This window comes from Listeria costaricensis, from assembly GCF_900183385.1.
Taxonomy (GTDB): domain Bacteria; phylum Bacillota; class Bacilli; order Lactobacillales; family Listeriaceae; genus Listeria; species Listeria costaricensis.
On sequence record NZ_FXUT01000001.1, the window covers coordinates 427,593 to 453,123 of the forward strand.

General features: G+C 41.0%; 26 protein-coding genes. 9 read left to right on the forward strand and 17 right to left on the reverse strand.

The genetic code is table 11. The features are described 5' to 3' along the window. Positions 1 to 29: 29 nt before the first annotated feature. The 16 genes from codY to CS921_RS02195 form a co-directional block, all read right to left on the reverse strand. Entirely contained in the window at positions 30 to 809 is a 780-nt protein-coding gene (gene codY, locus CS921_RS02120; RefSeq protein ID WP_099221384.1) for a GTP-sensing pleiotropic transcriptional regulator CodY, read from the reverse strand. Between the two features lie 19 nt (positions 810 to 828). Further along, positions 829 to 2,217 (reverse strand): ATP-dependent protease ATPase subunit HslU, encoded by a 1,389-nt coding sequence (hslU, locus tag CS921_RS02125; protein ID WP_099221512.1) that lies wholly within the window; start codon positions 2,215 to 2,217, stop codon positions 829 to 831. A 35-nt stretch (positions 2,218 to 2,252) separates the two neighbouring features. Then, complete coding sequence (hslV, locus tag CS921_RS02130; protein WP_099221385.1) at positions 2,253 to 2,792, reverse strand: ATP-dependent protease subunit HslV; 540 nt, start codon at positions 2,790 to 2,792, stop codon at positions 2,253 to 2,255. A 24-nt stretch (positions 2,793 to 2,816) separates the two neighbouring features. Next, a complete protein-coding gene (gene xerC, locus CS921_RS02135; protein WP_420843731.1) occupies positions 2,817 to 3,743 on the reverse strand; it encodes a tyrosine recombinase XerC in 927 nt (308 codons plus the stop codon). A gap of 254 nt (positions 3,744 to 3,997) precedes the next feature. Further along, positions 3,998 to 5,302 carry an FADH(2)-oxidizing methylenetetrahydrofolate--tRNA-(uracil(54)-C(5))-methyltransferase TrmFO gene (gene trmFO, locus CS921_RS02140; RefSeq protein ID WP_099221387.1) on the reverse strand — a complete coding sequence of 435 codons (1,305 nt, stop codon included), beginning with the start codon at positions 5,300 to 5,302 and terminating at the stop codon, positions 3,998 to 4,000. A gap of 64 nt (positions 5,303 to 5,366) precedes the next feature. After that, positions 5,367 to 7,445 carry a type I DNA topoisomerase gene (gene topA, locus CS921_RS02145; RefSeq protein WP_099221388.1) on the reverse strand — a complete coding sequence of 693 codons (2,079 nt, stop codon included), beginning with the start codon at positions 7,443 to 7,445 and terminating at the stop codon, positions 5,367 to 5,369. A gap of 251 nt (positions 7,446 to 7,696) precedes the next feature. Next, positions 7,697 to 8,512 (reverse strand): DNA-processing protein DprA, encoded by an 816-nt coding sequence (dprA, locus tag CS921_RS02150; protein WP_162921662.1) that lies wholly within the window; start codon positions 8,510 to 8,512, stop codon positions 7,697 to 7,699. A gap of 133 nt (positions 8,513 to 8,645) precedes the next feature. Next, positions 8,646 to 9,416, reverse strand: coding sequence for a ribonuclease HII (locus CS921_RS02155; protein ID WP_099221390.1), 771 nt, complete (start codon positions 9,414 to 9,416; stop codon positions 8,646 to 8,648). Beyond that, on the reverse strand, positions 9,391 to 10,278 hold the full coding sequence (gene ylqF, locus CS921_RS02160; RefSeq protein ID WP_099221391.1) for a ribosome biogenesis GTPase YlqF: 888 nt from the start codon (positions 10,276 to 10,278) through the stop codon (positions 9,391 to 9,393). Before ylqF ends, CS921_RS02155 begins: the two co-directional genes overlap by 26 nt. A 12-nt stretch (positions 10,279 to 10,290) precedes the next feature. Then, on the reverse strand, positions 10,291 to 10,830 hold the full coding sequence (gene sipZ, locus CS921_RS02165; protein ID WP_099221392.1) for a type I signal peptidase SipZ: 540 nt from the start codon (positions 10,828 to 10,830) through the stop codon (positions 10,291 to 10,293). Positions 10,831 to 10,923: 93 nt separating this feature from the next. Next, complete coding sequence (gene sipY, locus CS921_RS02170; protein ID WP_099221393.1) at positions 10,924 to 11,484, reverse strand: type I signal peptidase SipY; 561 nt, start codon at positions 11,482 to 11,484, stop codon at positions 10,924 to 10,926. 108 nt (positions 11,485 to 11,592) lie between these two features. Continuing rightward, on the reverse strand, positions 11,593 to 12,150 hold the full coding sequence (sipX, locus tag CS921_RS02175; protein WP_420843732.1) for a type I signal peptidase SipX: 558 nt from the start codon (positions 12,148 to 12,150) through the stop codon (positions 11,593 to 11,595). 104 nt (positions 12,151 to 12,254) lie between these two features. Beyond that, positions 12,255 to 12,620 (reverse strand): GntR family transcriptional regulator, encoded by a 366-nt coding sequence (locus CS921_RS02180; RefSeq protein ID WP_205527750.1) that lies wholly within the window; start codon positions 12,618 to 12,620, stop codon positions 12,255 to 12,257. Between the two features lie 112 nt (positions 12,621 to 12,732). After that, the gene (clpX, locus tag CS921_RS02185) at positions 12,733 to 13,995 is read right to left on the reverse strand and encodes an ATP-dependent protease ATP-binding subunit ClpX (protein WP_099221394.1); all 1,263 of its coding nucleotides are present in this window, start codon (positions 13,993 to 13,995) and stop codon (positions 12,733 to 12,735) included. A gap of 166 nt (positions 13,996 to 14,161) precedes the next feature. Further along, positions 14,162 to 15,448: a trigger factor gene (tig, locus tag CS921_RS02190; protein ID WP_099221395.1), complete on the reverse strand. Its 1,287-nt coding sequence runs from the start codon at positions 15,446 to 15,448 to the stop codon at positions 14,162 to 14,164. Between the two features lie 114 nt (positions 15,449 to 15,562). Further along, the gene (locus CS921_RS02195) at positions 15,563 to 16,498 is read right to left on the reverse strand and encodes a hypothetical protein (protein WP_099221396.1); all 936 of its coding nucleotides are present in this window, start codon (positions 16,496 to 16,498) and stop codon (positions 15,563 to 15,565) included. Between the two features lie 379 nt (positions 16,499 to 16,877). Between CS921_RS02195 and CS921_RS02200 the strand changes: the two genes are divergently transcribed. The 4 genes from CS921_RS02200 to CS921_RS02215 are packed head-to-tail and all read left to right on the forward strand — an operon-like array spanning position 16,878 to position 20,292. Continuing rightward, complete coding sequence (locus CS921_RS02200; RefSeq protein ID WP_099221397.1) at positions 16,878 to 17,096, forward strand: helix-turn-helix transcriptional regulator; 219 nt, start codon at positions 16,878 to 16,880, stop codon at positions 17,094 to 17,096. A 32-nt stretch (positions 17,097 to 17,128) separates the two neighbouring features. Next, entirely contained in the window at positions 17,129 to 18,451 is a 1,323-nt protein-coding gene (locus tag CS921_RS02205; RefSeq protein WP_099221398.1) for an SNF2-related protein, read from the forward strand. After that, entirely contained in the window at positions 18,433 to 19,749 is a 1,317-nt protein-coding gene (locus tag CS921_RS02210; protein WP_099221399.1) for a DUF3440 domain-containing protein, read from the forward strand. Before CS921_RS02205 ends, CS921_RS02210 begins: the two co-directional genes overlap by 19 nt. 9 nt (positions 19,750 to 19,758) lie before the next feature. Then, positions 19,759 to 20,292 carry an IbrB-like domain-containing protein gene (locus CS921_RS02215; RefSeq protein WP_099221400.1) on the forward strand — a complete coding sequence of 178 codons (534 nt, stop codon included), beginning with the start codon at positions 19,759 to 19,761 and terminating at the stop codon, positions 20,290 to 20,292. 408 nt (positions 20,293 to 20,700) lie between these two features. Here CS921_RS02215 and CS921_RS02220 read toward each other — a convergent pair whose 3' ends face one another. Continuing rightward, positions 20,701 to 20,922 carry a helix-turn-helix domain-containing protein gene (locus tag CS921_RS02220; RefSeq protein WP_099221401.1) on the reverse strand — a complete coding sequence of 74 codons (222 nt, stop codon included), beginning with the start codon at positions 20,920 to 20,922 and terminating at the stop codon, positions 20,701 to 20,703. 241 nt (positions 20,923 to 21,163) lie between these two features. Here CS921_RS02220 and CS921_RS02225 point away from each other — a divergent pair, with 241 nt between their 5' ends. From CS921_RS02225 to CS921_RS02245, 5 genes are all read left to right on the forward strand, one after another. Further along, a complete protein-coding gene (locus CS921_RS02225; protein WP_099221402.1) occupies positions 21,164 to 21,568 on the forward strand; it encodes a helix-turn-helix domain-containing protein in 405 nt (134 codons plus the stop codon). A gap of 9 nt (positions 21,569 to 21,577) precedes the next feature. Further along, positions 21,578 to 22,000, forward strand: coding sequence for a helix-turn-helix domain-containing protein (locus CS921_RS02230; protein ID WP_099221403.1), 423 nt, complete (start codon positions 21,578 to 21,580; stop codon positions 21,998 to 22,000). 123 nt (positions 22,001 to 22,123) lie between these two features. Then, entirely contained in the window at positions 22,124 to 23,308 is a 1,185-nt protein-coding gene (locus tag CS921_RS02235; RefSeq protein ID WP_099221404.1) for a PrsW family glutamic-type intramembrane protease, read from the forward strand. A gap of 125 nt (positions 23,309 to 23,433) precedes the next feature. Further along, entirely contained in the window at positions 23,434 to 24,267 is an 834-nt protein-coding gene (gene proB / locus CS921_RS02240) for a glutamate 5-kinase (protein WP_099221405.1), read from the forward strand. Next, positions 24,260 to 25,507, forward strand: coding sequence for a glutamate-5-semialdehyde dehydrogenase (locus CS921_RS02245; RefSeq protein ID WP_099221406.1), 1,248 nt, complete (start codon positions 24,260 to 24,262; stop codon positions 25,505 to 25,507). The genes proB and CS921_RS02245 overlap by 8 nt, the downstream gene beginning before the upstream one ends. Positions 25,508 to 25,531 lie beyond the last annotated feature (24 nt).

Below are 25,531 nucleotides of genomic sequence, written 5' to 3' on the forward strand. Positions count from 1 at the left end.
AGGAGGTCCAAATCTTCTAAAAATCGAACTTAGTTATTTTTCAATTTTTCAAGCTCTACAAGGAATTTATCGTTCAAGACACGGATAAAGGTTCCTTTCATACCAAGCGAACGGGAATCAATGACACCGGCACTTTCAAGTTTACGAAGCGCATTAACGATAACTGAACGCGTAATTCCTACACGGTCTGCAATTTTAGATGCAACAAGCAAGCCTTCTTTACCATTTAGTTCATCAAAAATATGTTCGATTGCTTCAAGTTCACTGTAAGAAAGCGAGCTGATTGCCATTTGTACAACCGCACGGCTTCTTGCTTCTTCTTCAATTTCTTCAGCTTTCTCATGAAGAATTTCCATACCAACAACTGTACTACCATATTCAGCTAGTAATAGATCATCATCATTGAAACGATTTTCTAAACGGGAAAGGATCAGCGTGCCAAGGCGTTCCCCACCACCAACGATTGGGACGATTGTTGTTAAACCTTTTGTAAATAAGTCGCTGTTTTCAATTGGAAAAGCTGTATATTGACTTGATACTTCCAAGTTAGGAGAAGTTTCATTGACATTAAATAAGCTTTGTGTATATTCTTCAGGGAATTGGCATTCTGTCAGCATTTGTTTCATACGTTCGTTTTCAATCGGCAAAATTTCCGAATAGCCCAAAAGTTTTCCTTTACGGCTGACGATATACGTATTGGCTTCAATCACATCACTCAATGTGTCTGCCATTTCTTTGAAGTTCACTGTTTTCCCTGCCGCATTTTGTAGCATGGAATTGATTTTTCTTGTTTTTTCTAATAAGCTCATTATTAGATCCTCCTAAAGTTTATAAAATAAATTGGGTTAAATCTTTATTTTTCATGATTCCTTGCAGTTTTTCATTGACATATCCTTCCGTCACTGTCACTGATTCCAAATTGATGTCCGGTGCCTCAAACAAAAGGTCCTCCAGCAATTTTTCAAGAATCGTATGCAGGCGTCTGGCCCCAATGTTGTCAGAATCCTGATTGACTTGGAACGCAATTTGTGCCAACCGCTCGACCGCTTCCTTCGTGAAAATCAGTTCAATTCCTTCCGTTTGCAGAAGTGCTTTGTACTGTTTAATCAGCGCATTGTCCGGCTCTGTTAGAATCTTGATAAAATCTTCCTCAGAAAGCTTATCCAGTTCGATGCGAATTGGGAAACGGCCTTGAAGTTCAGGAATCAAGTCTGACGGTTTGGAAATATGAAAGGCGCCCGCTGCAATGAATAAAATATACTCTGTACTAACCGAGCCATATTTTGTTGCGACCTGTGAGCCCTCAACAATTGGCAGAATGTCACGCTGCACGCCTTCACGTGATACCTGCGCATTCCCGCCACCTTCCTTACTGGCAATTTTATCGATTTCATCAATAAAAATGATCCCCGTCTGTTCAGCACGTCTGATTCCCTCTGAAGCCACTTCGTCATTATCAATCAATTTCGACGCTTCATCTTCAAAGAGAATTTTTTTCGCTTCTCGAACGGTTACTTTACGCTTTTTCTTACGGGCAGGAAATAGATTGCTAAAAGCATCTTGCATGCCAGCCATTTGATCCATCCCGCTTCCACGCATTAAATCAAACATTTGATTCTGCTGCTCCGTGACTTCGACGGTGACCATTTCCTGATCTAGCTCGCCGTTTTGCAACTGCCATTCGATTTTGCCGCGCTTCGTTTGCAGTTCCTGATCAGCCGGCTCTTCTTCTTCCTGTTGTGCGTTATTCCCACCGCTAAATAGCGCTTCAAATGGGTTTTGACTGGTTTGTTGTTTCTTCTTCTGACTTGGAGCAAGCAACTTTACAAGCCGTTTTTCTGCGTTTTTCTCCGCTTTGACACGTACAAGCTGCATTTTTTCTTCTTTGACAAGTCTGACAGAAACTTCCACTAAGTCACGCACCATTGATTCGACATCACGGCCGACATAGCCCACTTCCGTAAATTTAGTTGCTTCGACTTTAGTAAATGGTGCTTTGACGATTTTGGCGATTCTTCTTGCAATCTCCGTTTTCCCGACACCCGTAGGTCCAATCATCAAGATGTTTTTCGGAATAACTTCGTCTCGAATCGTTTCATCCATCAAAGTCCGGCGGTAACGATTGCGTAATGCCACAGCAACAGACTTCTTCGCGCCGGTTTGACCTACGATGTACTGATCAAGTCTTTCAACAATCTGTCTTGGTGTTAAATTCATCGTTCCGGATCCAGTACTCAATTACAACACTCCTTTTAGAGTTCTTCCACTATGATGTGGTCATTTGTAAATACACAAATTTCTGATGCGATCTCTAAAGCATGTCGAGCAATCTCTTTTGCTTCCATGTGGTCGCCATTATGCCGTTTAAGGGCACGTCCTGCCGCCAGCGCATAATTCCCGCCGGAACCAATCGCAAGAATGCCATCATCCGGCTCGATTACCTCACCAGTCCCCGACACTAGCAGAATGGTTTCACTATCCATAACAATCAACATGGCTTCAAGTTTTCTCAGCACATTATCACTACGCCACTGTTGGGCAAGTTCAACGGCCGCTCTTTCTAAATTCCCATTGTATTCATTCAATTTACCTTCAAATTTTTCAAAAAGGGTGAAAGCATCTGCTACAGAACCGGCAAATCCTGCAATGACCTTATCATGAAACAAACGTCTGACTTTCCGTGCCGTATGCTTCATAATGACCGATTCACCAAGTGTGACCTGTCCATCGCCTGCCATTGCCGCTTTACCGTTATGTTGGACAGCAAAAATCGTTGTTGCATGCATTTCCATTTTATTCCCGCCTCCTACTACTCATTATGCTCGAGGGTGATGCTTCATGTAGGTCGCTTTTAGATGTTCTTTTGTGACATGCGTATAGATCTGTGTAGATGATAAGCTAGCATGCCCCAAAAGCTCCTGCACTGTCCGCATATCAGCCCCATTATTCAATAAATCTGTTGCAAATGTATGTCGCAGCATATGCGGATGAATTTTGCGTGTCAAAGCTGCTTCATCGATAATTTTTGTTAAACAATAGCGGATTCCTCTCGTCGTAAGCGGATCGCCATAATGATTTACAAGCAACACATCGTGCTCTTTGTGATGCGCTGCCATCAGCTTCTTGCGCCCCCCGCCCAAGTAAACTGTGATTGCATCTTCCAAAAATGCACCATAAGGAACATAGCGCTCTTTGTTCCCTTTTCCCCTGATTAAAATCGCTTGATAGGTTTTATCTATATCAGATAGAAGGACACCTGCACACTCTGAAACACGAATCCCCGTCCCATATAGCAATTCCAGCATGACACGATTCCGAAGTGTAAGCGCTTCATCATCCCGATAAACCACCTGAAACAAAGCTTCCATTTCTTCTGAGTAGAAAAATTTCGGAAGCCTTAGCTGATTTTTCGCATGTGAAACGGAAGTAAAAGGATTCGTTGAAACGAGATTTTCACGCAGCATAAACGTATAAAAGCTTCTGAGACTCGACAATTTCCGAGCAACAGATGTTCGTGCATACTTTTCCTTTTTCAGCTCAGTCAGGTATAAACGCACATCCATAAAGGTGACAGCCCGAAAGCCGGCGATTGCCTGTTGATTTAAAAAAGTTTGAAAATCCAGAATATCTTGTTTATAAGCGAGTGCAGTATTTGCAGAATAATTACGTTCATTAATCAAATAATCCATAAACGCTTGCTCTGCTCTTTTATCTTCTTCCAAGATTACACACCTCTCAAACATTATCATGGTACCACAATTAATCCCGAGTTGCAAACAATTTACGCATTTTTCGCAACATTTCCAATTAATCTTGAAAGTCGTTCAATTCACTATATTTAAAGAAAATCAGGCTTTCTTTAAATTAGTCTAGACCAATTGATAGAAAAATCACCAACTGTTCGCACTTTCACGAAGGTTTGCACCGCTCTGCACCATTTCAGTCAAATGTTAAAGAGGCTGAGTCGCAATGCTCAGCCTCACCTATTATAGTAGTTTTATACGTGTTCTGCAAGTATTTTTATAACATTTAATGCTCTTTCAGCTAATTTCTCATTTCTTTCTTGTTTTGCACGAATTCTTTCAGGTAATTCGGGGAAAAGTCCGAAATTAACATTCATCGGTTGAAAGTTTTTTGCTGCAGTACTTGTAATATAACGGGCCATGCTACCAATCGCGCTTTCTTCTGGGAAAACGACTGGCGTTTCACCGTTTATATAACGAGCCGCATTGATTCCAGCAGCAAGCCCGCTAGCCGCAGATTCTACATACCCTTCCACACCTGTCATTTGTCCAGCAAAAAACAGTGCCGGATTTTCTTTCAATTGATAGGTCGATGACATGACTTTCGGTGAATTAATAAAGGTATTGCGATGCATCACGCCATAGCGAACAATCTCAGCATTTTCAAGTCCCGGTATCATTTGAAAAACACGTTTTTGCTCGCCCCATTTGAGATGCGTCTGAAAGCCGACCATATTAAATAGTGTGCCAGCAGCATCATCTTGACGCAATTGCAAGACAGCATACGGTCGTTTGCCAGTTTTAGGATCTTCTAACCCCACCGGTTTAAGCGGACCAAATAACATCGTTTTAATGCCGCGCTTCGCCATGACTTCAATGGGCATGCATCCTTCAAAGAAGATCTCTTTTTCAAAGCTTTTTCGTTCCGCCGTCTCAGCTGTAATCAATGCCTCATAAAAAGCGGTAAATTCTTCCTCTGTCATGGGGCAATTCAGATAAGCCGCTTCTCCTTTGTCATAACGCGATTTCAAGTAAACCTTATCCATATTGATGCTGTCTTTTTCGATAATTGGCGCTGCCGCATCATAGAAATAGAGATGCTCTTCACCCGTTAATTGGCGAATTTCTTCTGCTAAACTTTCACTTGTTAGGGGACCTGTGGCAATGATTGTCGTCCCTTCAGGTATCTTTGTCACTTCTTCCGTATGTACAGTCACTAGTGGATGATTTTTGACTTGCTCCGTCACATATCCAGAGAATTCGTGTCGATCAACTGCAAGTGCTCCACCAGCAGGGACGGAGGCTCGATCTGCCGCCTGAATGATGAGCGAATCGAGTATCCGCATCTCTTCTTTGATGACGCCGACTGCATTGGTTAGGCCATTCGCACGCAAGGAATTGGTACAAACTAGCTCTGCAAATTTATCGGTATGATGCGCAGGAGTTTGCTTTACTGGACGCATTTCATACAGATCAACTTGAATTCCCCGTTTAGCTAATTGCCAAGCAGCTTCTGAGCCTGCAAGTCCGGCACCTATTACATTGACTTTCTTTTCCATTTTCCATTCCCCCAAATCTGATGAAAGGGACATTGGTCGGTTCCCCAATGTCCCCCGAATTCGTTTATTTTTGCGTTTCTTCCTTGTAATCACAACTTGTACACTGAATTTGAATACCTTTTTTAAGTTTTTTCTCCACCAGCGCATGTTTGCCGCATTTTGGACAAGGCCGCTCTACAGGTTTATCCCAAGAAACATAGTCGCACTCAGGATAACGATCGCAACCATAGAATATCCGTTTTTTCTTGCTTTTTCTTTCAATCACATGACCTTTGCCACATTTTGGACAAGTCACCCCAATTTCTTTGACAATTGGTTTTGTGTTACGGCAGTCAGGGAAGCGGCTGCAAGCCAAAAACTTGCCATACTTGCCCATCTTGATAACCATTGGCGCCCCACAAAGATCACAATCAATCCCAGCTGGTTCATCCTTGATCTCAATTTTTTCCATTTCCTCATCTGCCCGTTTGACATTCGGTTCAAACCCTTTATAGAATTCATCAATAACCTGAATCCAGTCCATTTTCCCATGTTCGATCTCGTCCAGTTCCGATTCCATATTCGCTGTGAATTCTACGTTTAGAATTTCAGGGAAATATTCCTCGATTAACTCGTTGACGATTTCTCCCAGCTCAGTAGGTTCAAAACGTTTGTTATTCAGCGATACATAGTTTCGCCGCTGAATGGTATCAAGTGTCGGCGCATAAGTGGATGGTCGTCCTACACCGATTTCTTCGAGCGTTTTAACCAGTCTGGCTTCCGTATAGCGTGGTGGCGGCTGCGTAAAATGTTGACGCTGTTCAAGCGATTCCGATTTAACCTTGTCGCCTTTTTCCAGCTCTGGTAAAATATTTTCTTTTTCTTCTTTATTATCATCGCTGCTTTCAACGTAGACTTTCATAAAACCAGCAAATTTGATTTTCGATCCATTCGCCCGGAAAATTACCCCATTATTGTTCAAATCCACACGCATCGTGTCAAGAACAGCCGGCGTCATTTGACTTGCAATAAATCGTTCCCAAATCAGTTTGTAAAGTCGCAACTGATCACGACTCAAATATTCTTTCATTTCTTGTGGGCTGCGCATCACGCTTGTCGGACGAATCGCTTCATGGGCATCTTGTGCACCCTTTTGATTCTTATCCGTTCTTTTTTTAGTACGCGCAAACTCACTACCATATTGGTCAACAATGTATTGATGCGCTTCTTGCGTGGCGGTATCTGAAATCCGCGTTGAATCTGTACGCATATAGGTAATCAAACCAACCGTACCCTGTCTACCTAGTGTTATCCCTTCATAAAGCTGTTGAGCCAGCATCATGGTTTTTCTTGTACGGAAGTTAAGTTTCCGCGCGGCTTCTTGTTGTAAGCTGGAAGTTGTAAAAGGAGCAGCCGGATTACGGAGACGTTCTTTCTTCGTCACGTTTATGACTTCATAATCCTTCCCTTTTAAACGAGCCATGACTTGTTGAACATCTTCTACAGTGGATAATTTTTGCTTCTTGCCATCATATCCATAAAAAGCAGCCTGAAAAGCTTTCCGTCCTTTTTTAAAGTTTCCATCAATCGTCCAATATTCTTCTGGTTTGAAGGCTTTGATCTCTCTTTCACGATCAATAATCAGACGAAGTGCAACCGATTGAACACGACCAGCACTCAAGCCCTTTTTAACCTTTTTCCACAAGATTGGACTGATGTTATAGCCGACAAGACGGTCTAAAACACGCCGAGCCTGCTGTGCATCAACGAGATCCATATCAATTTTCCGCGGTGACTTAAATGATTCTTTAACGGCATCTTTCGTAATCTCATTAAAGACAACGCGCAAATCATCTGTTTGGTCAAGATCCAAGCTGTGCGCCAAGTGCCAAGCAATCGCTTCCCCTTCACGATCCGGGTCAGCTGCGAGATAAACTTTTTTAGCTTTTTTGGCCGCTTGTTTCAATTCTTTTAAAACAGGGCCTTTCCCACGAATTGTAATATATTTTGGATCATAATTATGTTCAAAATCAATACCCATCTGGCTTTTCGGCAAGTCCCGTACATGCCCCATCGAAGCCTTAACTTTATATTTTTTTCCTAGATATTTTTCAATTGTTTTTGCTTTTGCAGGTGATTCCACAATAACTAAATAGTCTGCCATTCAAAATTTCCTCCCTAATATGGGTCAACTAAACGGGCTAAATAGAACGTGCTACTTTCTGCCTCGTTTTCTCATTTCGCATTAGTAGTAATTCAGTAGTAAATAATAGCCTTTAAAAAAAGGTTTGTCAATCCTGAATATCAAAATTATACGAAATCAATGTTGAGAGTGAAATAGATTCTTTAGCAAACTTATCTTAAAAAATGAGGAATTGCAAGAAAAACCCCTTACACAAAAACAAAAAACATCACTCAACCAATTTCTTCTATTATATGTTCACTATTAAAAATCAGTTTCGCCCCTTCTTGAATCAACCTATGACAGCCTCTTCCTTCTTGATCAAAAATTCGTCCTGGAACGGCAAATACTTCTCGATTTTGTTCAAGTGCACAATAAGCCGTAATTAAAGAACCACTTCGTTCACGCGCCGCTACAACTACCGTCCCTTTTGAAATACCACTGATCAACCGGTTTCGATCTGGAAAGTGCCATTTCCTTGGACGAGTGTGGAAAGTATACTCGCTTAAAACCAATCCTTTTTCCGCAATTTCTTGAAAAAGCGCGCGATTCTCTGTTGGATAGATGTGTCCAAACCCCGCTCCCAAAATAGCAATTGTTGTTAGCCCCGCTTGACTCGCAGCTTGATGAGCACATGTATCAACGCCTTTTGCCAAGCCACTGACAATCGCCCAATTAGTTTGACGAAGACCGCGAATTAAAAAATGTGTCGCTTCCCGTCCGTAATTATTTGCAAATCTCGGTCCCACAAAACTGATTGCTTTTTTCAATAGTGCAGATCGGTCTCCGCGATAAAATAATAGTGGTGGTGCATACGGAATTTCTTTCAGCAGGGCCGGATAGTCATCATCCAAATAAAAAATAAATGCCTGATCCTCATCAGCAGGCTCACTAAATAAATTATCAGTAGCTTGCAGAAAACGTCCTTTAAAAGCATTTTCTGTATAAGAAAAAATTTGTTCTTTACATGCAATCTGCCAAATTTCCGCTCTTTTTCGTGCTGAAAGGTGTAGCAGCTTTCGCCAAGTCTCTTTTTGCTGTAAATCCATACGATCCCCTCCTGAATCCCATTGTAGAACGATTTGAGCCATTCGTAAAATCGCTAAAATTGATTTTTCACCATCAAAAAAAGAAGCTTTCCTGTAGAAAACTTCCTTTTAATCAATTTACAGTGATTATCATCTACTCAAAACGCAACATTGCCTCTTTTACAGGTGAAAAGCTTTTTCGATGAATGGGTGTAATTCCCAATTTTTCCAAGCCTTGTAAATGTTTTTGCGTACCGTAACCCATATTATGTTCAAAATCATACCCAGGGTACTCAGTAGCATATTGCTTCATCATCCGATCTCGCGTCACTTTTGCAATAATTGAAGCGGCAGCAATCGAAATACTCAAACTGTCTCCCTTGATGAGAGACGTTTCATTGTCCATATAGCCGAGCGGCATCGCATCAATCAAAAGATGATCCGGCTCGACCGCTAAATTTTCAATGGCATCCTTCATTGCAAGCTTGGTCGCCTCATAAATATTCACCTGATCAATGATATCATGCGAAATAATGCCTATGCCTACACCAATCGCCGCTTCTGTGATTTCATCAAAAAGTTGGTCTCGTTTCGCTTCACTCAACTGTTTGGAATCATTGACACCTATCAGCTGGGCATCTGGCGGTAAAATAACCGCCGCCGCGACTACAGGTCCAGCTAGTGGCCCTCGTCCTACTTCATCAATCCCCGCAATGTACTGGGCGCCATTTTGATAGGCCGTTCGTTCGTAGCGACACATCAGCTCATACTTTTCCAGCAGCAAAGCTTCCTTTTTCAGTCGTTTGTCCGTCTGTTCAACAAGTTTTTGCACACCTTTACGAGAATCACTGAAAAAGACGGTCAGTTCATCTGGATGGGTTACACGTGCGAGCTCGCGTTTAATCGTCTCGATGGTCTTCGTCATTCGCCTGCTCCTCGATTTCTTCTGGAATATCAAAGCTGATTCTACCCATTTTCTGTTGTCGAATTTCTTTAACCACCGCTTCTGCTGCACGCCCATAATCCGGCTCGTGATAACGGTCCATCAGATGGCGTTTCTCAGCAATAAGACGTAGCAATTCTGTCGTATCATCTAACGACTGCTCTAAACCCAGCCAAGTAGCTAGTTCCCGCGGATAGTGCTGATACAGGAACGCCAACCCGAAAGCCGCAATATCTTCCATTTGCAGAAGATCGTCTTTAATTGCCCCCGTGAGTGCCAGCTTATAGCCAACACTTTGGTCCTCGAATTTCGGCCACAAAATTCCTGGTGTATCCAAAAGTTCCAAGCTTTTCCCAACTTTTATCCATTGCTGAGCCTTTGTTACACCCGGTTTATTCCCCGTTTTCGCAATATTTTTCTTCGCCAATCGATTGATCAACGTGGATTTCCCAACATTGGGAATGCCTAGAATCATCGCTCGAATCGCCCGGGGCTTCATTCCTTTTGCCCGAAGTCTTTCAAATTTTTCTGCCATAACTTCTTGAGCTGCACGTTCAATGGCATGCATATTTTTCCCTTGCCATGAATTAACCGCCACTGCCGGAAGACCTTGCGCACGATAGAATTCAATCCACTTTTTCGTCACCGCTTCATCAGCCATGTCAGCTTTATTCAGAATGATGATTCGTTTTTTCTGATGAATGATCTCCCCTAACATTGGATTTGCGGAAGATTGCGGAATTCGCGCATCTACCAATTCAAAAATCACATCTACTAATTTTAATTTTTCGGTGACTTGTCGGCGAGCTTTCGCCATATGTCCCGGAAACCATTGTATAGTCATACTTTTTACCTCTTACTCAATTATTTTTGCATCACTTAGCGGCCAGTAGCAAATCGACGTTGTTCCTACAATATCCTCTTTTGGAATCGGACCGATGATTCTGCTGTCACGGCTTGCCCGGCGATTATCGCCCATGACAAAGTAAGTGTCAGCTGGAACTTTCCCGCCATCAAGTTGTTCCACTGTGCTGTAATTATCCGTCAAGTTTCCTTCTGTTACCTTTTTCTTATACTCATCTAGATAAGGTTCATCATACTTCTTATCGTTTATATACAGCTCATCATTTTTATACTCGATTTTATCTCCTGGAAGTCCAATCACACGCTTGATATACTCATTTTTTCCATCGCGAAAGACCACCACATCAAAACGATCCACTTGACCGAATTTATTGATAATGACGCGATCACCATCTTGCAGCGTTGGCATCATGGAAACACCGTCAACAATGATTGGCACAAATAAGTAAAAACGAATCACGGTAGCTAATAAAACGGCTACGACTAGCGCCCAAATCCAGGCCCAAAGTCGTTTTAAATTTTTCTCTTTCAACGATTGCACCGCCTATTTTGAAATTCTCCCTATTATTATAACGAAAAAGCGGCCTGAATAATAGAGGAATCCGTGAAAATTCACGGATTCCTGTTAATTGTCATCCGAAAAGCTGATGACCACTCCATCGACATCACTTTCATCAATGAAGCCAAATATTCGACTATCAGTACTGTTTTCTCGATTATCTCCTAAAACAAAAAGTTTTCCTTCCGGCACAGTGACTTGCCCGGTAATATCTTCCAAGGTAAAATCACCATCCCCTGAACCCGGTTGCGAATAAGTCTTCATTCCATCCGCTAAATAAGTTTCGTCATGGCGTTTCCCATTGACATAAAGTTCCCCATTTTTAAAAGCAATTTCATCTCCTGGGAGCCCGATCACACGTTTAATAAAATAACTGCCATCTGTGTTGCCTAGTTCCTCCGGTGCATCAAAAACAATTTTGTCATAACGGTCTGGCTTTGTTACTTTTTCAATGAAAAGTCGCTGTCCGTCATGATAGGTTGGCATCATCGATTCCCCGTCCACTTTCACTGGCGCAAAAATAAATGCTCTTACAAGTAGCGCAATGAGAAGTGCTGAAACGATGACCAAAACCCAGCTGAAAAATTGTTGTTTCTTCGTTTTTGGTTTTTCTTTTTTCTTTGCCATGCCTTACTTCCTCTCATACTGAAAAATTTCAGCGTATTAAAACAAAGAAAGACCCGATCCGAATCGACAGGGTCATTTCTGATAACTAATTTTAGTTTACCACTGATTTTATTTTTGTAAAGAATCACCAAACGAAATCACTTTTCCAAGCACGTTTTCCTCATCAATAAAACCAATATAGCGACTATCTTTACTGATTCGCCGATTATCCCCAAGGACGAATAATTTCCCATCAGGCACTTTGCTGACACCGCCGCATGCCGGCAATTCGCTCAGCGTAAAGTCTTCCGTTAATTGACCGCCAGACAGATTTTCCTTCTCACTATCAAGATAAGGTTCATCATATTTTTTACCATTGATATATAGTTGGTCATCTTTGTATTCAATCGTATCTCCCGGAAGCCCGATCACGCGTTTGATATATTCTGCATTTTCTTCATCAGGTGCTGGAAAAACAATAATGTCAAACCGATCAGGTGATGAGACTTTATTAATAAATAAATGTTCTCCATCATGAAGGGTCGGTTCCATCGAATCTCCGTAGACCGTCACAGGCGAAATAAGAAAATATCGAATTGCAAAAGCAATGACCAGTGCAACGATAATCACTTTTGCCCAGCCCCATACAGCTTTCATCACGGAACCCTTCTTTTCTTCATTGACCATAGCCCAATTCCTCTCTCGCAATTAATAGTTAAAATTATAGCATGAGATGATTCATAAGTCTTACAAAACGTCTCATTTATAGGATCCTTCTAAGGGGGAAATTCCTATCTGTTTTCTTCCCGCTGCAAAGCTTCTGTAAATAGCATCATGAGTTCCGCATCCTTATATCCTTTTAATTTCCCGCTACAAATCACCTCTTGTAAAGCACTGACTAGTTGCTCTTTCCGCTCATTTTTCAATTTCGGTACATCTAGCGCACAAACAAAACTCCCCTTGCCAGCAATCGTTTCAATATACCCCATGAGCGCCAAATCAGCGTAAACTCGTTTGACCGTAATCGTACTAACATCACGCTGTTCAGCCATCGCACGAATAGACGGTAGTTTTTCCCCTTCTCTATAAGCTTGACTTTCGATTTGATGGATTAGCCATTCTTCCATCTGCTCATAGATTGGGCTCTCTTTTTTCAAATCCTTATTCACCCGCCTTGCGTATATGTCGTATATACACAATATACACATGAACATCCTTTTATGCAAGTAAAAAAGCGAAACCGCAGTGGGTTTCGCTTTATAAAATCAGTTATGCAGATGTTTTAATTGGAATAATGGAGCCATCCTGCAATTTCAGTTGCGGCTCATCTTCCCCAGTTACTGCCGCTTTTGTAATGATACATTGCTCAATATCATCACGTGACGGAATTTCAAACATCACATCCAGCATAATACTTTCAATGATGGATCGTAAGCCACGCGCACCCGTTTTACGATGGATTGCTTCCTTCGCAATAGCCGTTAACGCATCTGGCTCAAATTCAAGCGTCACATTGTCCAGCTCCAGCATTTTTTGGTACTGTTTGACTAGCGCGTTTTTCGGTTCTGTTAAAATCGAAACGAGCGCATCTTCATCCAGCTGTTCCAAAGTGGCAATGACAGGTAGACGACCGATAAATTCTGGAATCAAACCGAATTTCAGCAAATCTTCAGGAACTACCTTAGAAAGATAGGTTTCGTCATCATTCAGCGCCGCATTTTCCGCTCCAAAGCCGATGACTTTTTCACCCATTCGATTTTTCACGATTTGTTCGATGCCATCAAAAGCGCCGCCCACAATGAACAAGACATTGCTTGTGTCGATTTGGATGAATTCCTGATGCGGATGTTTCCGACCCCCTTGAGGCGGAACACTTGCCACAGTTCCTTCCAAAATTTTCAGAAGCGCTTGCTGAACCCCTTCGCCTGATACATCTCTTGTAATGGATGGATTTTCAGACTTGCGCGCCACTTTATCGATTTCATCAATGTAGATAATCCCCTTTTCGGCTTTTTCTACATCATAATCTGCCGCTTGGATCAATTTAAGAAGAATGTTTTCTACATCTTCCCCAACATATCCAGCTTCTGTAAGTGAAGTCGCATCGGCAATGGCAAATGGCACATTCAAAATTCGTGCGAGCGTTTGAGCGAGCAACGTTTTACCGCTACCAGTTGGGCCGATTAAACAGATATTACTCTTCGAGAGTTCAACATCCTCTTCGTTTTTCGCTTCGTTAGAATTAATTCGTTTATAGTGATTGTAAACGGCCACCGAAAGCGCCTTTTTCGCACGTTCCTGTCCAATTACATAATCGCTTAAGATGTGACGAATCTCTTGCGGCTTCGGTACATCTTCAAAGTCCACAAATTCAGACACATTCAATTCTTCTTCAATGATTTCATTGCAAAGTTCAATGCACTCGTCGCAAATATAGACGCCAGGGCCCGCTACAAGCTTGCGCACTTGATCTTGCGTTTTCCCGCAAAAGGAGCATTTTAACTGGCCTTTTTCGTCATTAAATTTGAACAAATCCTTTCACCCCTTCGCTTAAGGTACTTAGTATGACACAAAATATCATGTGTGTTTATAATATCACTAGTTTACAGGAAATGAAAGTAAGGCGCTCTTAGCAAGAAAGGACATGAGATTCGCTCATGTCCTTCGCCTCATACATTCATTCCGTTAACTGTTATGCTTATTTTTCAACAGCACTTTCAACAAGCAAGTCAATTGCTTGACGGATTTTAAGATCTGCTTTTAATTCGCTTAAATCGCCTAGGGCTTTGCGAACTGCATCTTTTTCCATTCCGTATTTTTCAGCTAGTTCGGAAACTTCTCCATCAATCGCTTCTTCAGTAGGTTCAATTTTCTCTGCATCTGCAATTGCTTCAAGAACAAGATTCATTTTAACGCGTTTTTCAGCATCTTTTTCAAATTGATCGTGCATACCTTCAGCAGTTTGACCGGTGAATTGATAATATAATTCAGGTGTCAGACCTTGTGCTTGAAGATCTTGTGCAAAATGACTCATCAAATGATCTGCTTCATGATGAATCATTGCGTGTGGAATGTCAACTTCAGCATTCTCAACCGCTTTTTGAATGACTTCATCTTGTTTAGCTTGGCTAGCTGTATCTTCTTTTGCTTCTTTCAAGCGTTTTGTGACTTTTTCTTTTAATTCAGCCACAGTTTCCACTTCAGAATCAATATCTTTTGCTAATTCGTCATCTAGCTCAGGCACTTCTTTTGTTTTGATTTCATGTACATTCACTTTGAAAACAACAGCTTGTCCAGCTAGATCTTCTGCATGATATTCTTCTGGGAAAGTTAATTCTAGTTCTTTTTCTTCGCCAGCTTTTACCCCTTCTAGTTTTTCTTCAAAACCTGGGATAAATTGACCAGAACCTAGTTCAAGTGAATAGTTTTCAGCTTTTCCGCCTTCGAATGGTTCACCATCTTTGAAACCTTCGAAATCAAGTACGACAGTGTCGCCTTTTTCAGCCGCTTCGCCATCTTCTTTGACAACTAAATCAGCTTGACGTTCTTGCATGGATTTTAATTCTGCTTCTACTTCTTCATCTTTTAGTTCTGCGTCTTGCTTCGCTACTTCAAGGCCTTTGTAGTCGCCAAGTTTTACTTCTGGTTTAACAGTTACTTCAGCCGTCAACACCCAGTTTTCACCGGATTCCATTGATTCGATATTAACTTGTGGTGTGTCAACTGGATCAATACCCGCTTCTTCTACTGCTTGCGGATATACTTCTGGAAGTAAAATATCTAGAGCATCTTGATAAAGCGCTTCTTCGCCAAAACGTTGATTGAAGATTTGGCGCGGAACTTTTCCTTTACGGAATCCTGGTACATTTAATGTTTTGCGCACTTTTTTAAAAGCACGATCCATACCTGATTTGATTTGCTCTTGCGTAATTTCAAAGGTAAGGGTTCCGACGTTACCTTCCTGTTTTTCCCATTTTACTGACATGGTTTAATTCCCTCCATTATCTATTAAGTTCAAAATAAAAATGTTCTCATGACAAGTTTCAGCCATACTAACTTATAATACCATAAAGAACGACACATTGAAAACAAGAAATTATCAGATCAAAAACTTTTGCTGATATTTTTCGATCTTTTCAATGAAACGAACACATTCCTCGATTTGTTCATCTACTGGCTGTTCTTCTTGGTAAAAACTCATAGCCCAATCAATATAGGCATTGGCCCAATTTTCCGCAGTATTCTCGGGGTAGCTGAATGGATAAAGTAAAAACAAATGATGCTGAAAAGTGGCCAACAATTGTTCCAACAAACTCGGATTATCACTTTCTAGTTTCTCATGCAACGCTAAGATGACTTCATCCGCATGTTTTTGTTCTTTTTCAAAACAAAGCTGTGCAGGGTTAAAAGTCTTCACATAAGCGCCTTTTTCAACTGACAATTCCTGATCCACCTGCTGTTCTTGAAACAATTCAAAAATAACCGTTTTGACATAAGGCGAAATTTGTTCTTCCATCAAATAACCCTTAAGCGGCTCAAGATAACGCGAAAAATCACCTATACTAATTTGCTGTAAAAATGAAAGTTGTTCGCTCGCCGACCACTCTGGAAAATTTTGAATGTCACGCGCTGGCTGATATTTTCTAGGGAAGAAAACAAGATTGTCAGGTTTTTCTTCCGCCGCTGCTCGGCTGTCATCCTTTGGTTCATTTTCCATAAAATGTTTAACGAGTGTAAAATACGTGTCCATTTCATCCGTTTGCATATAGCTCACGGACAATTCCCCCAAAATTTCCTTGACGTAGCCATTCATCGTCAGAAAGTGATACCCTACATCCTTTGCCTTTTGATAATCTCCCAACTGATTCAAAAACTGCAACAGAATATGGACAATACGTCGATCACAAGGCTCTGTTTCATAAAGATTCATTAGATAATTCATAGCTTCATTTTGTTCAGAAAAAGTCAGCGATGATAGTCCTTCATTCAGAAAGCGCTTGATGATCTCAGGAAAATAACTATCCTTTTCGCTCATAAGATAATACTCCTTTAACAGATAAGTTTTCTGTTTCTTTACCCTTGCTCACCGTCTTTCAATCTTAAAAATGACACTTTTAAAAGTCTGATATATTCTATTTGATTTGATGCTGAATGTCAAGTGGGCTATCCCCTTTTTCCGCTGATGCCTGTAAGCTTTAATTGCAATTGTGATTTTTTTAACAAACGAATTTTACGGACGTAATTTACACCTGTTTTTACCCCGCTTTATTCATAAGGTTCTCTCTCTATCTCGTACAAAATCTTTTACTATATGCGCTATAGTGTATATAATGAAAATAACTAAAAGCTGTTTTTGAACTCCAGATTCGCATATAAAGTTTCACCAGATAACCATTTGCGAAAGGAGTGTCACGATGCACCCTCTGGACCATTATTTAAAAGAAAAAGGGAGTAATCGCAACCGTCTTGCTACACGATGCGGCCTTTCTCCTTCCAATCTTTCAAGTTATATTCGTCGCAATACTAAAGTGGAAAATATTCCAGCAAAAGTTATTTTTGCTTTAGCAAGAGAAACAGGCGAATCGATGGATCATGTTTATATGGCTATGTTGGAATTTCAAAACAGTTATTAAAGAATGTTTTAAAAAAAGAGGAAGTGTCTGACATGCAATTTAAAACACCTCTATTGCCTCACCAAATAAAAGCAGTAGAAAAAATTGGTCCGCTAAGGGTTGGTGGCCTGCTAATGGATATGGGAACTGGGAAAACCCGAACAATTTTTGAAATTTACATGCAAAAACATTTAGCAGGAAAAGTGGATCGAATCCTTTATGTTTGCCCTTTTTCCGTCAAAGAAACGATTGAAAAGGAATTTACCAAGCATTTTAAAAAGGTTCCTCCCCATACGATCATTGGCTATGAAACGATCAGCAACAGCAACGGAGCCTACATGGATCTTTTGGAAGAGCTAGATGAGCGGACCTTTTTTATTTTAGACGAAAGCCACTATATTAAGAATTTTTCTGCCAAGCGAACAACACGGATTATTGAACTTGGTAAAAAAGTTTCCTACCGCTTTATCATGACGGGCACGGCAATCACGAAACATGTGGAAGATTTGTTCGCCCAATTTTTCTTCTTAGATAAGCGAATTCTCGGCTATCAGTCCTTTTATGATTTTGCAGATAATCATTTAGAATACAGTATTTATAATCCAAATGTTGTCGTGAAATCTCTGAATCTTCCCTATCTTACAGCCAAAATCCAACCCTACATATATCAGGTAAAAAAAAGCGACTGTCTTTTACTTCCAGACCAATCAAATCTCCAGTATGAGTACGATTTCACTTCCGAAAGCCAAATGAACTATTTCGAACGAAAAGCAGATTTCTTAGGCAAATTAGAACGCTTCGAAAAAGTCCGCGGCACCGATATTTTCCAAATGTTTACAGAGTTACAGAAAATTGCAGATACCGATCATAATAAATTAATGCTCGTCAAAAAATGCGCTGAGGAGCTGGATGGACTTAAAATCATTTATTTTAAATTTATCGACAGCCTTAATAAATTCAAAGAGCTATCTCTTTTGGATACATTTGAATATAGCGGTCAGGTCAGCTATGAAGACAGACAGTTGAACCTAGCCAAGTGGCAGGTCAGCGCTAATGGAACATTGCTTTTAACCTATCAAAGCGGCTCTCATTCTTTGAATTTGCAAGATGCTAAAAATGTACTTTTTGCCAATAAAACCTTTAACTTTGCCCTGCGCCATCAAGCAGAAGACCGTATTCACCGGATTGGCCAAGACAACGCTTGTCAATATCTCGATTTTACTAACGACCAGGTAATTGAACTTTATATCGATAAATCCATTGCCAAGAAAGAAAATCTAGTTAAAAAATTTACTGAAGAAGTTAAGAAGGTGAAGGAAAATACTAACGCTGATATTCGAGAGGAGCTGCGCAAACTATGGGACAGCCATGTATAACACAAAACGTCTACGAGGCGGCAAACGAACGGCTTGAAGTTGTTTTTTCAGAGTTTGATAATATCATTGTTTCTTTTTCTGGCGGGAAAGATAGCGGTGTGATGCTACACCTCGTACTTGATTTTATGAAAAAGCGCCATATTCAGAAAAAGGTCAGCGTTTACCACCTTGATTATGAAGGCCAGTACACAGCCACAACAGATTATGTGAGCAAAATCTTTCAAGAAAATATTGATTTAATTGAGCCCTATTGGTGTTGTCTGCCAGTTGCGGCTCAATCTGCCGTCTCTATGTATGAAGATCACTGGGTTCCTTGGGAGACCGAAAAAAAAGAGCTCTGGGTGCGTGAGATGCCAGATTTTGATTTTATTATTAATGAAAAGAATGCCCCTTTTGATTTTGATTTTCATGGAATTTGGGACTATGAATTCAATCGTCGTTTTCTACGCTGGCATCATCGCCAAAAACAAGCGTCTAAAACGATTTTGCTTATCGGCATTCGGGAACAAGAATCGCTGAATCGTTATGCGGCTATTCATAAAAAAGAAAGCATGTACGAGAACTATCGCTTTACAACGAAGATTTTTCCTGATATTTATCACGGATACCCCATTCATGACTGGCTGGTTGAAGATGTTTGGACCGCCAACGCCAAATTTTCCTGGCCCTATAACGAAATTTATGATTTATATCATTTAGCCGGCGTTCCCCTTCGCAATATGCGCGTTGCCAGTCCCTTTAATGATTCTGCAACTGAATCCTTAAAACTCTACCGGGTGATTGAACCAGCAATGTGGTCCAAACTTGTCGGCCGTGTCAACGGAGCCAACTTCACTTCGATTTACGGTGGAACCTCCGCAATGGCATGGAAGGATATTAAACTGCCCAAAAATCACACGTGGAAAAGTTATTTGGAGTTTTTGCTGACCACCCTGCCAGCAGAGACACGCAATCGCTATTTAAAAAAATTCAAAACGAGTATTCATTACTGGACAGATCGAGGTGGCGCCTTAAAAGTTTCAACGGTGGAAGAATTGAAAAGGCTCCATTTAGACATTGAATTTCTCGGAAAGCCTAAGAGCAAGCGAAACTATACAAATGAAATGGAGGTCGTTCGTTTTGCTGATTATCCAGATGATCTAACCATCAAGGATTTCGCTAGTGTCCCAACGTATAAACGAATGTGTATTACGATTCTCAAAAATGATTATGCTTGTAAATATATGGGATTTGGTCAAACAAAATTAGAACTCGAAAAGAGAAAACGAGCCTTAGCAAAATACAATGACATATTATGAGGTGATGGAATGAATTACTTAAGCCCGGTCTACAACGTGCAACCCATTCATTATTCAAAAATCCAAGCAAATCACTACAATCCAAATCAGGTGGCACCGCCTGAACTCAAGCTACTGGAAAAATCTATCTGGGAAGATGGCTACACGCAACCAATTGTTTGTTATCAATTGGATGAATCCTCTAAAGAATCTACACTATATGAAATTGTGGATGGTTTTCATCGCTATACAGTTATGAAAAAATCCAAGCGCATTCGTGAACGGGAAAACGGAATGCTGCCAGTCGTAACCTTACAAAAAGACCTTTCCAATCGGATAGCCTCGACAATTCGCCACAATCGTGCTCGCGGTTCGCATGACATTCAACTGATGACAGAAATCGTCGCAGAGTTAACGGATTCGGGGATGAGTGACCAGTGGATCATGAAAAATATTGGCATGGAGCCTGATGAACTTTTACGCCTTAAACAAATCAGTGGACTTGCTTCCCTTTTTACAGAAAATGAATTCAGCGTGGTTAATCAGCGAAATCATTTAACCTGACAAGGCGGAGTATTTTGAAAGCCCCTTTACAAAACAATAAGCGGTTACAAATTTCTTTTGATAGCATATGCGTTTTTTAAACTTTACATAAAAGCTTAGCCTATACAACAAGGTTAAGCTTTTTATTTAGCCTTTAGGGCTCATTACAAGCGTCGCAAATTTCATTCCTTTATCTTAAAAATCAAATGTAAGCAGACTTTTCACTTAAATGAGAGGTTTCCTGCATATTTCAGCTTATTTTCCCGGCTGAAATAATGGTCGCTTTAACACTTATTGGGTAGTATAATAGAACTAGAAGCGTGGATTCTTTGACCTCTTATTGGGTGTCATTCATTTTGAGCCTAAATTAAACAAACCACCCTTTCAACAAAAGGATGGTTTTACATCAAATTATATTTATTTTCTACTTTAATTTTCTTCGTAGAATTCCTTTAAATCACACATTAAGATTTCACTCAATATGACGGCGTTTCGATAAGATAATCTTACCGTTCCTTTTTCAATGTTAGAATAGCCGCTCGTATACTTGTAGCCCATCTTTCTAGCAATAAATGCTTGTGTAATTCCACGTTTTTTTCGAAGTTCACGAATCCTGTCTACATTGATGTTTTTTGTCTTGTCCTGTTCCATCACCGCTCCTCCAAATTACACAAATTGTGTTAGTAGGTATATTATATCAATCGATAAGTAGCCAGCCAATGTAGATAACTGTGGGATTTCAGCTAATTATAGCCGTTTTGTGTAATTTTATGTATAATTAATGTATAATAATAGTTGGGATGAAATTTTTTTATTTTAATATTCGCTCAACCCGCCTTTTTCATACTTTTTTACAGTCATTTCATTCACAAAAATACAAAGGAGAGTAAATATGGTAAAATTTCATGAAAAACTTATTTTTCTTAGAGAAAAACAGGGCTGGACAAAAGTCGAGACTGCTCGTCGTCTTGGTCTTAAAACCTCTTCAACATATGGAAATTGGGAGTATGGGATTCGCGAGCCTGATTTAGAGACCGTCACGCAAATTGCCCACCTTTTTGATGTAACGATCGACTACTTACTTGGTGAAGATCAACCTGCGCCAGAATCCGTTCCGCAAAATGAAGCCACAGATATCAAGTATCAGTTGGAAAAAGTCTGTGAGGATATTCAGTTAATGGAAGATCCCTTGTTTGGCGGCATGGTTTTATCTGATCCTGCAGCACTTTATTTGGTGGACAGTATTCGTTTTACCAGTCAACAAGCGGAGCGTATCAATTTATCTCGAGAAAAGTGAGGATGGAACATGACTAAAATTAATGAACGACTTGAAACTTTACGAAACAGCCGCGGTTGGACAAAAGCAGAAACTGCCCGGCGACTGGAATTAAAGGCCCCTTCTACTTATGGAAACTGGGAATATGGGATTCGTGAACCGGATCTTGTCATGCTGCAAAAACTGGCAGAGCTGTTTGAAGTGAGTGTTGATTTTCTTTTAAATGGTGATGAGGCCCCTCAAAAGCCTGTCAGCTCTCCAGATTTTCAAGCAGATTTGAAATATCGGTTGGAAAAAATTTGTGAAACGATTCAGAATCAGTCAGATGCCAATTTTGGTGGAAATATCCTGACAGATTTTGCTGCAGAGTATTTGGTTGATAATTTACGTTTTGTCAGTCGCCAAGCAGAAAAAATAAATATTAAGCAAAATTATACTAATGAAGAAAAATAATGCGAGATTAGATGATTAACATTTGAAATTCGTTCTTTTTTTAGGTAATCTAGACAATGAAGTTTATCTTTCATTAATGGTGGAATATGAACTTTAATAATAAAATAAAGGGAGGATAACCTTATGTCAAATTGGTTTTATCAAGAGAATAACCAAGAACTAGGGCCTTACACGGATCAAGAGATGGTTGTTCTTTATCGCAAAGGTCGGGTGCATGATCAGACGCTCGTGCAGCTCGAGAAGCATGCGGACTGGATACCTTTTGCCCAAACACCCCTCTATCGTCATGTAAGCCATCATGAGTCGCAATCGCTTCACACGGATCCATTGACGGGAGAAAAAGTGACGAATGAGATTCATGTAAAGGATTTGTTTTCCGGCGTATTTAAAAAGCACCATAAAGAAGAAGGCGATCTTGTTTTCATCGCTGGAACAAAGTGGACTACGCCTAAAGAAGCGGATATTTCTGCGGCATGGCCTCGTCCTTGGGTATTCTCACGTGTCTTCATCGTCCTTGCCATTACTTATTTCTTGTTGCTAGCTTGTACATATATTTTCGGCAACGCCAATACGATTCCTGGTCTTATGGTTATTGGTTCCTTCGCTGTTCCGTTTTCTGTTTTAATCTTTTTCTTTGAGGCGAATGTCCCGCGGAATATTAGTGTATTTGATGTCGTAAAAATGTTTTTCATTGGTGGAGTTGCTGCACTTGTTGCCACATTGATTCTTTATGATATTATTCCAGTTGGTAAGTTAAATTATTTTAATGCTTTCCTAGTTGGGATCATTGAAGAAACAGGAAAAATGGTTATTGTGGCATTGTTTATTAAATCGCTTAATTCAAAATATGTGCTTAACGGACTTTTGATTGGGGCTGCTGTTGGAGCTGGATTCGCCGCTTTTGAATCCCTTGGCTATGCTTTCAACTACAGTGTAGATGCCGCTTTCCTATTTAAAAACACACATATTGCTGGCGATACCATGCTTCAAATCATTTTCAGCCGTGGTTGGCAGTCGATTGGTGGCCATGTGGTCTGGGCAGCGATTTCTGGGGCGGCAATTGTGATCGCTAAAGGAGACGCTAAACTAGGCATGCAACACTTCTTTACAGCGAAATTTTGGCGGTTGTTCATCATTCCTATTCTGCTCCACTTTGTTTGGGATTGCCCGTTCAACCCACTTCCACAAATTGCCTTCAAACAAATCGTTTTGATTGTCATTGTGTGGATCGTGATTATCATGCTGATCAGTACTGGTCTGAGACAAGTTTCACGCATCAGCAAAGAAAAACGCGCACAGGTTTCTTAAACATTTAACACCCGGTAGCTTTTTTACCGGGTGTTTTTCTGTCTTATTTTAACGCAAAAGCCTTTAAAAATTTGAATTTTCGTGTAAAATGGAAGTATTACTATTTGAAGAAGGGACCATCCATTATGCGCAAAGATTTAAAAAACTGTAAACGGATTGTTGTCAAGGTTGGGACAAGCACTTTGATGTACCCGAATGGCAATATTAATCTCCGAACAATTGAAAAGCTGGCTCAAGTACTAGCAGAGCTGCGCAATGAAGGACGGGAAGTCGTTTTGGTTTCTTCTGGTGCTATCGGGGTTGGCTGCCGCAAGCTTCGGATTGACAAACGTCCGACTACTATTCCAGAACAACAGGCCATTGCGGCTGTCGGTCAAAACGAGCTGATGCATATCTACAGCAAATTTTTTGGTGAATACGGCTATCCTGTTGGCCAAGTACTTTTGACGCGTGATGTGATCGATTACCCCACTAGCCGCAAAAATGTAATGAATACGCTGGAGACGCTCATCCAACAAGGTATCATCCCGATTGTAAATGAAAATGATACCGTAGCTGTTGAAGAGATCGAGCATATTACAAAATTCGGGGATAATGATCGATTATCGGCGATTGTTGCTAAATTAGTCGATGCCTCTTTACTGATCATGCTGTCAGATATCAATGGTTTTTATGAAAGCGATCCTAGTATCAATCCGTTAGCCGAGATGTTTGATGAAATTCATGCCATCACGCCTGAAATCGAACAATTAGCTGGTGGAAAGGGCTCAGAATTTGGCACAGGCGGCATGCTGACAAAGCTTGCAGCTGCAGACTACTGCCTTCGTTCAGAACGAATGATGCTTTTGACAAATGGGCAAGATCCGGCAGTTATTTTTGATATATTAAACGGGCAGCGTATTGGCACCCTTTTCGCTGCCGAATTTCAAAAAGAAATGGAGGATATCCGAAATGTCTGAACTTGAACAAAAAGGCAGTGCGGCTAAAGCTGCCAGTAGAGCACTTGCTACGCGTACCGCCCAGGAGAAAAATGCGGCACTTTTATATTTGGCTGATCAACTTGAAGATCATGCTCAACTTCTTCTAGCGGCTAATGAAAAAGATCTTGCTGCTGCAAAAGAAAAAGGGACCGCTGAAACCATGCTCGATCGATTGCGGCTAACTGAAAGTCGAATTATAGAGATAGCAAATGGGACACGCCAAGTTGCGGCACTAAAAGACCCTGTCGGTGAAGTAACCCAAATGTGGCAAAATGAAGACAATTTGACCATTGGTAAAAAACGGGTCCCTCTTGGCGCAATTGGCATCATCTATGAATCACGTCCAAATGTGACGGTTGATGCTGCAGCTCTTTGTTTTAAAGCTGGAAATTCGGTGCTGCTAAGAGGCGGCAGTGAAGCGTTTCATTCAAACCAAGCTTTGGTGAAAGTCATCCAAGCAGCACTTGTCCACCAAGGCTTCCCCGCTTCTGCTGTCCAACTTGTCGAGGATACTTCTCGGGAAACGGCTCGAAAAATGATGAAACTCAATCAGTATCTCGATGTGTTAATTCCACGCGGCGGCGCAAAATTGATTCAAACGGTTGTTCAGGAGGCCACTGTCCCTGTCATTGAAACTGGTACGGGCAACTGCCATATTTACGTAGATGAAGCGGCAGATCTTGAGATGGCTGCTCGCATCCTTGTCAATGCCAAATGTTCCCGCCCTTCGGTTTGCAATGCCGCTGAAACTCTGCTCGTCCATGAGAAAGTGGCCGCTCGTTTCTTGCCGATGGTCGAACAGGCGCTGGCTGATTTTCACGTGGAACTGCGTGCAGAGCCTCAAGCCGCCACAATTTTATCTACCTATGTGGCGGCATCGGAGGAAGATTTCTATACGGAATTCCTTGATTACATCTTGGCGGTGAAAGTTGTGGCTTCGCTTGATGAAGCCACTTCCCACATTAACCAATACGGCACAGGACATTCCGAAGCGATTATTACGAACGATTATTTTGCTTCGCAGCAATTCCAAAATGAAGTGGATGCCGCGGCAGTTTATGTGAACGCTTCGACTCGTTTCACAGATGGCTTTGCGTTTGGCTTTGGCGCTGAGATTGGCATTAGCACACAAAAACTGCATGCTCGCGGACCAATGGGACTAACAGAACTTACTTCAAGCAAATATATTATTCTGGGGCAAGGTCAGATTCGCGAATAACTATTAAAAAACGCTAGAGCAGCA